Source organism: Vibrio sp. Y176, assembly GCF_033438945.1.
In genome coordinates this window covers 1-519 of record NZ_JAWOQS010001180.1, presented here as the reverse complement: position 1 = coordinate 519, position 519 = coordinate 1, and the positions used below count along the sequence as shown (strand labels likewise).

At 43.2% G+C, this 519-nt stretch carries 1 protein-coding gene; it reads right to left on the bottom strand.

Annotation, left to right across the window (positions count from 1 at the left end):
- Positions 1–296, bottom strand: a 296-nt coding sequence (locus tag R7O13_RS30850; protein WP_318305718.1) for a VOC family protein, incomplete at its 3' end; no start/stop codon positions are given.
- Positions 297–519: the final 223 nt, after the last annotated feature.

Sequence of the window (519 nt, the reverse complement as noted above, 5' to 3'; positions counted from 1 at the left end):
TAACCATCTTCCACCAAGGTTTTGGTTATTTGGTCAACGACCTGCTCTGATCCTAATGCGAAGGCAAAGTGTGCCAACCCTGTTACTTGCATCGAGTGAGAGTTTTCACAGGCGGTCACTCCTTCCATCGACATCAACTCCAATCGAGCACCACTTTCAAACGAAAGAAAGTAAGACGAAAAGTGCTTCTTCGGATTGTGGTATTTATCGGTGGATACGGCGTTAAAATATTTCTCATAAAAGCCTTTCAGCTCTTCCAAACGCTCTGTCCAAATCGCGACATGTTCTATTTTCATATTGGCTCTCTTCGTAAGTATTTGTGATTCAATAATTGCTGGCATTGGAATCAAATCTAACGAGGACGACTTGAATGAAAAAGAGAGCAAATAACCACCGAGTTGTTCCTGTTTTATGGTAGGAGTTGTGTTTGCATGACGGTGATGTCCATAATGTCGCAAAGTTTTTCAGGACAGAATGATGGAAGAGATTTACTTCGCAGGCGGCTGCCTTTGGGGCGTG